Origin of the sequence: Streptomyces sulfonofaciens (genome assembly GCF_014656295.1) — a bacterium.
Classification (GTDB): domain Bacteria; phylum Actinomycetota; class Actinomycetes; order Streptomycetales; family Streptomycetaceae; genus Streptomyces; species Streptomyces sulfonofaciens.
The window spans coordinates 57,426-67,262 of the sequence record NZ_BNCD01000032.1 but is presented as its reverse complement, the minus strand read 5'-3'; the positions used below and the strand labels follow the sequence as shown (position 1 = coordinate 67,262).

The 9,837-nt window shown below is 73.9% G+C and carries 8 protein-coding genes; 7 read left to right on the top strand and 1 reads right to left on the bottom strand.

Annotated features, from left to right (window positions below; translation table 11 throughout):
• Positions 1-275: 275 nt before the first annotated feature.
• The 7 genes from IE313_RS32275 (at position 276) to IE313_RS32245 (ending at position 8,520) form a co-directional block, all read left to right on the top strand.
• Complete coding sequence (locus tag IE313_RS32275; RefSeq protein WP_229925132.1) at positions 276-1,505, top strand: ABC transporter substrate-binding protein; 1,230 nt, start codon at positions 276-278, stop codon at positions 1,503-1,505.
• 67 nt (positions 1,506-1,572) lie between these two features.
• A complete protein-coding gene (locus IE313_RS32270; protein ID WP_189938548.1) occupies positions 1,573-2,679 on the top strand; it encodes an ABC transporter ATP-binding protein in 1,107 nt (368 codons plus the stop codon).
• The gene (locus tag IE313_RS32265; protein WP_189938546.1) at positions 2,676-3,653 is read left to right on the top strand and encodes an ABC transporter permease; all 978 of its coding nucleotides are present in this window, start codon (positions 2,676-2,678) and stop codon (positions 3,651-3,653) included. Before IE313_RS32270 ends, IE313_RS32265 begins: the two co-directional genes overlap by 4 nt.
• On the top strand, positions 3,653-4,561 hold the full coding sequence (locus IE313_RS32260) for an ABC transporter permease (protein WP_189938544.1): 909 nt from the start codon (positions 3,653-3,655) through the stop codon (positions 4,559-4,561). Before IE313_RS32265 ends, IE313_RS32260 begins: the two co-directional genes overlap by 1 nt.
• 383 nt (positions 4,562-4,944) lie before the next feature.
• Positions 4,945-5,793, top strand: coding sequence for a GNAT family N-acetyltransferase (locus IE313_RS32255; protein ID WP_189938542.1), 849 nt, complete (start codon positions 4,945-4,947; stop codon positions 5,791-5,793).
• A gap of 288 nt (positions 5,794-6,081) precedes the next feature.
• Positions 6,082-6,651 carry a GNAT family N-acetyltransferase gene (locus IE313_RS32250; RefSeq protein ID WP_189938540.1) on the top strand — a complete coding sequence of 190 codons (570 nt, stop codon included), beginning with the start codon at positions 6,082-6,084 and terminating at the stop codon, positions 6,649-6,651.
• Between the two features lie 165 nt (positions 6,652-6,816).
• Positions 6,817-8,520, top strand: coding sequence for a proline--tRNA ligase (locus IE313_RS32245; protein WP_189938538.1), 1,704 nt, complete (start codon positions 6,817-6,819; stop codon positions 8,518-8,520).
• A 301-nt stretch (positions 8,521-8,821) separates the two neighbouring features.
• On the opposite strand, the gene IE313_RS32240 is transcribed toward IE313_RS32245, so the two are convergent.
• Entirely contained in the window at positions 8,822-9,832 is a 1,011-nt protein-coding gene (locus tag IE313_RS32240; protein ID WP_189938537.1) for an aminoglycoside phosphotransferase family protein, read from the bottom strand.
• Positions 9,833-9,837 lie beyond the last annotated feature (5 nt).

Genomic DNA, 9,837 nt, shown 5'->3' with positions numbered 1-9,837 from the left:
GAGGCGATGAAGATCGCCGAGCAGATGGAGAAGGACGGCATCGCCTCGGGGGAGCCCGCCGTCACCGTGAGCTGACCCCGCCAGTGGTGTGCGGGCCGCGCCGGCCCCGGGAGGCCGGCGCGGGCCGGCCGGGTCCGGATCGTCGTCTTGACATGTCCAAGTAAAGAGAGGGATCTTTTGCGGCGTTAAGAGCTGCGCCGGGTTGGGGCGATCCGTTGCGCTCACCAGCCCGAGAAGCGCTATGTGCACCGGCAGGTGCCGCGCAGGGAGCCGCCGTGACCATCGGTACGCACCGCACCACCCGTCCCAACCGGCACCGCCCGCAGCGCCTGCTGCTCAGCGGGCTGCTGCTCGCCACCGCGGCCTTCGGCTGCGGCGCGCCCGACTCGGGCACCTCGGACGACCAGGGCAGGACACAGAAGATCCCGGCCAGGCCGGCGCACCCCGTCGACCTTGAGATCCTCGACGTCGCCGGGAACCTCCAGCTCACCCAGGGCATGATCGACGACTTCCGCGAACAGCACCCGGAGATCGTCGGCAAGGTCACCTACTCCAAGGCACCCGCGCCCGACCTCGCGGGCAAGATCAAGGCACAGCAGCAGGCCGGCCGGGTCCAGATCGACCTGGTGCTCACCGGCACCGACGGACTCGCCGCGGGCCTCTCCCAGGGCCTGTGGTCCGACATGAGCGGCCACCAGAAGGCCATCGGCGACCCCGACTACCTGCCGCCCGCCGCCGAGATGGCCAAGCTCGCGCAGGGCAGGGGCACGGCCATCGTGTACTACCCCTCGGGCCCGCTCGTCGAGTACGACCCGGACGCCGTGCAGAGCCCGCCCAGGACCCCGCAGGACCTGCTGGCCTGGGCCAAGGCCCACCCCAAGCGCTTCCAGTACGCCGACCCGGCCAACTCGGGGCCGGGCCGCACCTGGCTCATGGGCCTGCCCTACCTCCTCGGCGACAAGGACCCGTCCGACCCCGAGCACGGCTGGGACAAGACCTGGGCGTACCTCAAGGAACTCGACAAGTACGCCGCGGTCTACGCCTCGGGCACGGCCGAGACCATGAAGAACCTGGCCAACGGCCAGATCGACATGACCCCGAGCACCACCGGCTGGTACATCAACCCGCGCGCGCTCGGCACCGTCCCCAAGAAGATCAGGGCCGCCCACTTCGACCACATGACCTGGGTCACGGACGCCCAGTACGCGGTGATCCCCAAGGGCGTCGACGCCGACACCATGTCCGCGGACCTCAACCTGATCAAGTGGATCCTCACGCCGAAGCAGCAGGCCAAGGCCTACGACGACGGCTACTTCTACCCGGGCCCCGCCATCAGGGACGTACCGCTGTCCATGGCGCCCGCGAAGTCGCGGCAGGTCGTCGAGGAGTACGGCGTACCCCGGTTCGACCAGTGGATCGAGCAGTTCCCCAAGAAGCCGTCGCTGCCCGCGCAGGCACAGGTCGAAGCCTTCGACCTGTGGAACCGTCAGGTGGCGGGCAAGTGAGGGGCCACCCGTACGGGCAGCCGTCGTGCCACGGACAGCCGTCGGGCCCCCACCACGGCAGGCGGCGATGAGCCACTTCAGCACACTCAGGCTGGAGGGCGTCGCGCGCAGCTTCGGCGCCCACCGGGCCCTCGCGGGACTGGACCTGGAGATCTCGGGCGGCGAGTTCATCGCGCTGCTCGGGCCCTCGGGGTGCGGCAAGTCGACCGCGCTCAACTGCCTCGCGGGCCTGCTGCCGCTCACCGGCGGCGCGATCCTGCTGGACGGCCGCCGCATCGACCGGCTGGCGCCCGAACGGCGCGGTTTCGGCATGGTCTTCCAGAACTACGCGCTCTTCCCGCACATGACCGTGCGGGGCAACGTCGGCTTCGGACTGAAGATGGCCAGGGTGCCGAAGGCCGAGGCGGCCCGCCGGGTGGCCGAGGCCCTGGAACTCGTGCACCTCGCCGACCAGGCCCACAAGCGGCCCGGACAGCTCTCAGGCGGCCAGCAGCAGCGCGTCGCCATCGCCCGCGCCATCGTCCTGGAGCCCCGCCTCGTCCTGATGGACGAACCGCTGTCCAACCTGGACGCGGCGCTGCGCCTGGAGATGCGGGCCGAGATCCGCCGTCTGCACCAGCGGCTCGGTCTGACCACCGTCTACGTCACCCACGACCAGGAGGAGGCCCTGTCGCTCGCCGACCGGCTCGTCGTCCTGCGTGACGGCCGCACCCAGCAGATCGGCACCCCGGAAGAGGTCTATGCCACGCCCGCCAACCGCTACGTCGCGTCCTTCATGGGCTACCGCACCATGCTCGACGCCACCGTGGTGACCGGCGGTGAGCGCCCCCTCATCGAGGTGGCGGGCACCCGGCTGACCGGGCAGGACAGGGACGGGCTGCCGGCCGGCGCACGGGCGGCCGTCGCCGTCCGGCCGGAGGACCTGGACGTCACCGAGGACGCCGCCGGGGGCGGGCTGCCGGCGACCGTGGAGGTCGTCGAGTACCACGGCAGGGAGCTTGCCGTGCAGGCCCGCCTCGCGGACGGCCAGTCCGTGCACTTCCGCACCGGCAGCAGGCTCGCCCCCGACGACGGGGTACGGCTCGCCGCGCCGCCCGAGCGGGTCCTCGTCTTCGCACCCGACGACACCCCGGTGCCCGCGTCCGCCGCCGCACGCCCGGCGGCCCGGACATGAGTGCCGCGGACGCGGGCGGGGCCCCGCCGGGGCACGCCGGGTCAGGACCCGGGGCCGCCGGAGGACCACCGCCGCCGGCTCCGGCGCACACCGGTGGCAGGCCGGCGCTGCGGCACCGGCTCGCCGAGCGCGGCGTCGACCGCACCCTGCTGCTGGCCGCCCCCGGAGTGCTGTTCCTCGTCGTGCTGTTCTGCTACCCGCTCCTCTACGGCGTCGGCCTCTCCTTCCAGCCGCAGAAGGGCGGCGGCGCCCTCGCCAACTACCGGCGCTTCTTCGGCGACCCGTACCTGCGCGGCACCATCTGGACCACGCTGCGGCTCGCCGTGCCCGCGGCGCTGGTCAACTGCCTGGCGGCCGTGCCGGTCGCCTTCCGCACCCGGGCGCCGTTCCGCGGCCGGCGGCTGGTCACCACGCTGCTGGTGATGCCGATCACGCTCGGCACCGTGCTCACCGCGGAGGGACTGCTCGGCTACCTCGGGCCCAACGGCTGGTTCAACAAGGCGCTGCTGGGCATCGGCCTCGTCGACCACCCGCTGGACCTGGTGCACAACTACTGGGGTGTGCTGGCCTCGCTCGTGATCACCGGTTTCCCCTTCTCGTACCTGCTCACGCTCTCCTACCTCACCGGCATCGACCCCAGCCTGGAACAGGCCGCCGCGACCCTCGGCGCCGCCCGCAGGCACCGCTTCCGCTACATCCTGCTGCCGCTGCTGGCACCCGGCCTCGCGATCACGTTCTGCCTCTCCTTCGTGCTGGCCTTCGCCGTCTTCCCGTCCGCACAGTTGGTCGGCGACCCGCGCGGGAGCACCCACGTCATCTCCATCGAGGCGTACCAGGCCGCCTTCCAGAGCTTCGACTACTCGATGGGCTCCGCCATCGCCATGATCATGGCGGCCGTGATGCTCGCCGTCGTCGCCATCGTGCTCGCCTGGCGCTCGCTGCTGTACCGGGGCGCGACAGGAGGCAAGGGCTGATGGCGGACGTCGTGCGCAGACCGGGCGGTGCCCGGGACACGGGGGAGCCGGGGGAGCCGGCCAGGCGGTGGTACCGGCGCCCGGGCAACTGGGTCGCGGTGGTGGTCTTCGGGTTCTTCTTCGTCAACCTCGCGGGGATCATCGGCGTCCCGCTCGCCGACTCGCTGGGCACCCGCTGGTTCACCAGTTGGCTGCCCGACGGCTGGACCACCAAGTGGTACGGGTCCGCGTGGCGGGAGTTCTCGCTCGGCCAGGTCTTCTGGACGACCGCACTGGTGGCCGTCCTCGTCGTCGCGGTCTCGGTGGTGATCGGGGTGACGTCCGCCTACGCGCTCGCCCGGCGCGGCTTCCCCGGCAAGAAGGCCGTCATGCTGCTGTTCCTGCTGCCGATCCTCGTGCCGCCGCTCACCTACGGCATCCCGCTGGCGACCGTCCTGTACAAGTTCCACCTGGCCGGGACGCTCACCGGGGTGGTGCTGGCGAACCTGGTGCCGTCCGTGCCCTTCGTGGTGCTCACCATGACCCCGTTCATCGAGCAGATCGATCCGCGCATCGAGGCGGCCGCCCGGATGTGCGGGGCGCGCACCCGGTCGGTCATGCTGAGGGTGCTCGCGCCGCTCCTGGTGCCCGGCATCCTCGCGGCGTCCGTGCTGGTGCTGGTGCGCACCGTCGGCATGTTCGAGCTGACCTTCCTCACCGCGGGGCCCGAGAGCCAGACCCTGGTCGTGGCGCTGTACTACGCGGTGTTCTCCGCGGGCATCCGCACCCAGCAGTCCATCGACGCCATGGCCGTGATGTACACGGGCTCGATGCTGGTGCTCCTGGTGATCGCACTCCGCTTCGTCAACCTGACCCAGCTCGTCACCCGGGTCAGGGAGGAGACGCCGCGGCAGCCGGGGGACGGCTGAGGCAGCCGGGGGACGGCCGGGCACCGGCGGGCGGGGCCCGGAGCCGGACGGCCGGCCCCGGGGACGGCACGGGCCCGGGCGGGGCCCCGTGCGGGGCCGCGAGGACGGCATGCGGCACCGGGCGCCCGCCGCGGCCTCTCGTGCGGTCCCCACGCCCCACCGGGGCACGGGGGACCGCACGCGCCACGCCCCCGCACGGGGCCGGCGGAGGCGTCCCGCCCGCGACCGGTGGACGAACGGGGCCGGGCGCCGGGGACGCCCGGCCCGCGCCGATGGCCGGGATCCGCCCACCGGACGCCGGACCCCTCCGGCGGGGCAGCGCCGCACAACCCCGCCGGGTACAGTGCCAGGACCAACAGCCCGTCCGGTGAGGCCCCGCATCCGTGTTGACGCAGACCACCACCCGGGTCCTCGAACCGAGTGACCTGGACGCCGCGCTGGCGGTACTCGGCCGCGAGCCGGTCGCCAACGCCTTCGTGACCGCCCGTGTCCAGATCGCCGGGCTCGATCCCTGGCGGCTCGGCGGCGAGATGTGGGGCTGGTACGCCGACGGCGTGCTGCAGTCGCTCTGCTACGCCGGCGCCAACCTGGTCCCCGTCTGCGCCACGCCCGCCGCCGTGCGCGGCTTCGCCGAGCGGGCCCGCAGGACGGGCCGGCGCTGTTCGTCCATCGTGGGACCCGCGGGACCCACCGCCCAGTTGTGGCGCCTGCTGGAACCAAGCTGGGGACCGGCCCGCGAGGTCCGCGCGCACCAGCCCCTGATGGCCACCGACCGGATGCCCGCCGCCGTCCCCCCGGACCCGTACGTGCGCCGGATCCGCAAGGACGAGCTGGACACGATCATGCCGGCCTGCGTGGCGATGTTCACCGAGGAGGTCGGCGTCTCGCCGCTCTCGGGCGACGGCGGCCTGCTCTACCAGGCCCGGGTCGCCGAACTCGTCGGCGCAGGGCGCTCCTTCGCCCGGCTCGACCAGGACGGCAAGGTCGTCTTCAAGGCGGAGATCGGCGCCGCCACACCGCAGGCCTGCCAGATCCAGGGCGTCTGGGTCGCACCCGAGTACCGCGGCCGCGGGCTCGCCGCGCCCGGCATGGCGGCCGTGCTCAGGCACGCCTTCGCGGACATAGCCCCGGTCGCCAGCCTCTACGTCAACGACTTCAACCACGCGGCGCGCGCCGCGTATCGGCGCGTCGGGTTCCAGGAGGTCGGCGCGTTCATGAGCGTGCTGTTCTGACCGGCCGCCGCGGCAGGACCGGCCCGGCACACTCGCACCCGTCCGCACGTCCTCGCACGGCGTCCGCACGTCCCCGCGCCGCGCCCTCGCACCGCGCCGCGCCGCCGCACCGAGCCCCTGCGCCCCGCCCCGCCCCGCCCCGCACCGCCCCGCACCGGGCCGCGCCACCACCCCGCCACCCCTCGGCCACCGCTGCGGCACCGCCCCGCACCGGCCCCGCACCGCGTCCACACCCGTTCGTACGGAGTGCCGCCCGCGCCCCGCCGGGCGGGGGGTAGTCTCCCCGGCATGCTGCGCATCCCCGGTCGCTCCCCCCACACCTCCGACGACGACGTGGTGATCGCACCGCTGGACCTGGCCGTGCGCGTGGACGACGCGCTCGCGGTCCAGGCCCACGCCTTCGGGCTCAGCGACGACGAGATCAGCGTCCGCAGGCAGATCGTGCTGCGGCACATCGCCCACCCCGGCGCCCGCGCCCTCGGCGCCACCCGCGCCGACGGCCGCCTGGTCGGCTTCGTCTACGGCATGCCCAACGACCGCGCCCACTGGTGGTCCACCGTCGTCGCCCCGTATCTGCGCAGCCAGGGCCAGGACGGCTGGCTGGACGACTCCTTCGTGATCACCGAGCTGCACGTGCTGCCCGCCTACCAGAACCGAGGCATCGGCCGCGCCCTGATCACCACCCTCACGGACGGCGCGGACCAGCCGCGCTCCATCCTCTCCGCCATCGACACCGACAGCCCGGCCCGCGCCCTGTACCACTCGCTCGGCTACGTCGACCTGGCCAGGCAGGTGCACTTCCCGAGCGCGCCCAAGCCGTACGCGGTGATGGGCGCCCCGCTGCCGCTGCGCCGATAGGGGGCAGCGGGCACCGGCGCGCAGCCGGCGGCGGGCCGCTGCCGCGGCCGGCGACGGCCGGGACCGCGGCCCGTGCGGGACCGGCGGCCTCCTTATCGATTTCCGGTGGCCCGGGCCGCCCGGCTAACCTCCTGCCCATCACCCTTTTCGTCGCAGGAGATCACCATGGCCCAGGTCCAGCGCATGTCCCGGTTGATGATCAAGACACTGCGCGACGACCCGGCGGACGCCGAGACGCTCAACCACAAGCTGCTGGTCCGCGCCGGCTACGTGCGCCGCAACGCCGCCGGAATCTGGTCCTGGCTGCCGATCGGCAAGCAGGTCCTGGAGAACGTCGCGCGGATCGTCCGCGAGGAGATGGACGCCATCGGCGCCCAGGAGGTGCTGCTGCCCGCCCTGCTCCCCAGGGAGCCCTACGAGGTCACGGGCCGCTGGGAGGAGTACGGCGACCTGCTCTTCCGGCTCAGGGACCGCAAGGGCGGCGACTACCTCCTCGGGCCCACCCACGAGGAGGTCTTCACCCAGATCGTCAAGGACCAGTGCACGTCCTACAAGGACCTGCCGGTGATGATCTACCAGGTGCAGACGAAGTACCGCGACGAGGCCCGCCCGCGCGCCGGCGTGCTGCGCGGCCGAGAGTTCCTGATGAAGGACTCGTACTCCTTCGACACCTCCGACGAGGGGCTGGCGGAGTCCTACGCCCTGCACCGCGCGGCCTACCAGCGGATCTTCGACCGGCTCGGGTTCGAGTACAGCATCGTCTCCGCGGTCTCCGGCGCGATGGGCGGCTCCCAGTCCGAGGAGTTCCTCGCCCCGGCGGCAGCCGGCGAGGACACGTTCGTGCGCTGCCCGTCCTGCGGCTACGCGGCGAACACCGAGGCCGTCACCTTCAAGGCGCCGACCGTGGCCGCCGCCGACCACCCGGCCATCGAGGAACTGGACACCCCCGACACCCCGACCATCGAGACGCTGGCCGCGCACCTCGGCGTCCCGGCGTCGGCCACGCTGAAGAACCTGCTGGTCAAGGTGGACGGCGAGATCGTCGCCGTGGGCGTGCCCGGCGATCGCGAGGTGGACCTCGGCAAGCTCGGCGAGCACCTGGCGCCCGCCGTCGTCGAACTCGTCACCGCGGAGGACTTCGAGGGCCGCCCCGACCTGGTCCGCGGCTACGTCGGCCCGCAGGGCCTGGACAAGGTCCGCTACATCGCCGACCCGCGGGTGGCACCCGGCACCGCATGGATCACCGGTGCCAACAAGCCCGGCACCCACGCCGGGAACGTCGTCTGCGGCCGTGACTTCGACGTCGACGACTACCTCGACGTGGTGGTCGTCGAGGAGGGCGACCCCTGCCCGGTCTGCGGTACGGGACTGACGCTGGCCCGCGGCATCGAGATCGGCCACTGCTTCCAGCTCGGCCGCAAGTACGCGGACGCCTTCCAGTTCGACGTACTGGGCGAGAACGGCAAGCCGGTGCGGGTCACCATGGGCTCCTACGGCCTCGGGGTCTCACGTGCGGTGGCGGCGCTCGCCGAGCAGACCGCCGACGAGCAGGGGCTGTGCTGGCCCCGCGAGGTGGCGCCGGCGGACGTGCACATCGTGGCCGCGGGCAAGTCGCTGCAGACGGAGCTCGCGCTGTCCGTCGCGGAGCGGCTGGGCGCGGCGGGCGTCCGCGTCCTGGTGGACGACCGTGCCGGGGTGTCGCCGGGAGTGAAGTTCACCGACGCGGAGCTGATCGGCGTGCCGACGATCCTCGTCGCGGGCCGGCGCGCGGGAGAGGGCGTGGTCGAGCTCAAGGACCGCAGGTCGGGGGAGCGCGAGGACGTGACGGTGGACGAGGCGGTGTCCCGTCTGACGGCCCAGCTCGGCTAGGTCCGGCTCGGACAGGTCAGGCTCGGCCAGGCCGGCGGCAGGGGCCCGGCTCGGCCGGGCCCCTGCCGCCGCCGGGGCCCGGTGCGGACCGTCGTCGACGGACCCTGTGCCGGATGCCGTGGACGGGCTCCGCGCAGGCCGTTGCCGGCCCGGCGCCGCCCGCGGGCCGTGCGCCGCGCTCGCTGCTCCGCGTCCGTACGGCGGTGAGGCGCGCCCTGCGCGCCCTGCGTGGCGCGCGGGACCTCGCGGGGCCATGCGTCGGAGCGCGCCCGCGCCACGGCCGTGGCGGGGTGCGCAGGTGCTACAGCCATGTCGCGAACTCCAGGAGGAGCTCCGCGTCCCGGGCCCGCCCCACCCGCAGCGCGCGCACCGCGGACTCGACCGTCCGGAAGAGCGTCCACCCGTTCAACCGGTCCCGATCCACGTCCAGGGACTCGGCGAGCCGCTTGACCCGCCGCCTGGCGAGGGCCGGTCCGGACGGCGCGGCGATCGCGTCCTCGACCCGGTCCCGCACCAGCCGGGCCAGGTCGAAGGCGCACTCCCCGACCACCGGATCGGGCCCCACGGCGAGCCAGGGCAGCCGCTCGCCCGCCAGTACCTTGCTCTGCCGGAACGCCCCGTGCAGCAGCCGCGCCTCCACCGGAGCGGCCAGCAACTCGGCCCGCGCGCCGAGCGCCGCCTCGACGAGCGCGGCGACATCCGCGTCCCCGGACGCCTCGGCCCCGGCCCGCATCGCCTCCGCCTGCCGCCCGGTGCGCTCGCCGACCGTCTCGAAGCAGTGTCCGCCGGGCGGCTCGACCCACAGCCGGCGCAGCGTCCCGGCGGCCTCCAGCATGGATTTCGCCTCCGGCAGCGAGCGCACCGGCACGTCCGGTTGCAGCCGCTCAAGCAGCAGTGCCCCGTCGTCCTCCACGGCACCCCCGCGCGGCGCGGCGCGTCCCCCGGCCCCGCCCGGGGCGTCCGCCCCGTCTGCGCCCGGCTCCTCGCCGGGCCCGTCGAGGAGCCGGACCGCACCGCGGCCCGCCCAGTGCCCGAGCGCCGCACGTTCGTCGGCCGGACGTGCCTGCGGCGGCGCCAGCTTGAGCACCGCGGGGCCGCCGTCCGCGCGCCGCACCAGCAGCACGAGGCTGCCGCGGCCACCGGGCACGTGCACACGCTCCACCGTCAGGCCGCGCCCGGCCACCGCCGACTCCACCAGCCGCGACAGCGCGCCCAGCCAGACGGCGCCGGCGGCTCCGGACTCCGGCCCGCTCCCGTCGCGCCGCGCCTCGTCGAGCGCACGCACCAGGCGTTGCGGCGGTTCGAAAGCCATGCGCG

What these genes read in the sequence shown, in the direction of transcription:
- IE313_RS32245 (WP_189938538.1), top strand. Translation starts at nt 6,817, where the DNA reads ATGGCCCAGGTCCAGCGCATGTCCCGGTTGATGATCAAGACACTGCGC.
- IE313_RS32240 (WP_189938537.1), bottom strand. Translation starts at nt 9,832, where the DNA reads ATGGCTTTCGAACCGCCGCAACGCCTGGTGCGTGCGCTCGACGAGGCG.
- IE313_RS32265 (WP_189938546.1), top strand. Translation starts at nt 2,676, where the DNA reads ATGAGTGCCGCGGACGCGGGCGGGGCCCCGCCGGGGCACGCCGGGTCA.
- IE313_RS32270 (WP_189938548.1), top strand. Translation starts at nt 1,573, where the DNA reads ATGAGCCACTTCAGCACACTCAGGCTGGAGGGCGTCGCGCGCAGCTTC.
- IE313_RS32250 (WP_189938540.1), top strand. Translation starts at nt 6,082, where the DNA reads ATGCTGCGCATCCCCGGTCGCTCCCCCCACACCTCCGACGACGACGTG.
- IE313_RS32260 (WP_189938544.1), top strand. Translation starts at nt 3,653, where the DNA reads ATGGCGGACGTCGTGCGCAGACCGGGCGGTGCCCGGGACACGGGGGAG.